Origin of the sequence: Psychrobacter piechaudii (assembly GCF_900162825.1) — a bacterium.
Classification (GTDB): domain Bacteria; phylum Pseudomonadota; class Gammaproteobacteria; order Pseudomonadales; family Moraxellaceae; genus Psychrobacter; species Psychrobacter piechaudii.
The window spans coordinates 1-551 of sequence record NZ_FUGE01000266.1 but is presented as its reverse complement, the minus strand read 5'-3'; the positions used below and the strand labels follow the sequence as shown (position 1 = coordinate 551).

Genomic DNA, 551 nt, shown 5'->3' with positions numbered 1-551 from the left:
TACTTTTAGGCGTGTGCCTGCTTTGTTGTAAAACAGGTAGGCACAGTGAGGGCGAATGCTTTGGTGTTCGGTGAGGATGTGGGCCAGTAGTTTGCCACTACCACATCGCATGTGCATGGGAGTGGTGGATAGCCAGATGTGAGTGATGGGTATCATTGCAGTCCTCGTAGTAGGTCAATTAGGCTTTGGGTGTCAATTTGGGCAATGTTGAGGCTTATCGTCCCAGATGCTCGAGCTGTGATTTGCAGTTTGATGTTTTGTATGACGGAGGCTGAGCGTAGATGCGCACCTTCAGGCTCAAGATGGATTGGGATAAAGTGCGGGTTTGGATCATGAGGACTGTTTATAGTACCAGGTAATGTGTCAGCTTGAGCATGTGCCCGCTGATACTGACGTTTCCAGTTATGTAGAAGGTTTTGGTTGATGCTATGGTCTCGAGCGATACTGGCAACTGATCGATCTGAGTCTGTCGCTTCTTTTACTAAAAGCGCTTTAAACTCGGCGCTGTAAGTTCTTCGTTTGGGTGTATTAGGAGATTGTGTTGTCATGTT

At 47.4% G+C, this 551-nt stretch carries 1 protein-coding gene; it reads right to left on the bottom strand.

The features are described from left to right. Nucleotides 1-152: 152 nt before the first annotated feature. Nucleotides 153-551, bottom strand: a 399-nt coding sequence (locus A1019T_RS12795; RefSeq protein WP_077452108.1) for a transposase, incomplete at its 5' end; no start/stop codon positions are given.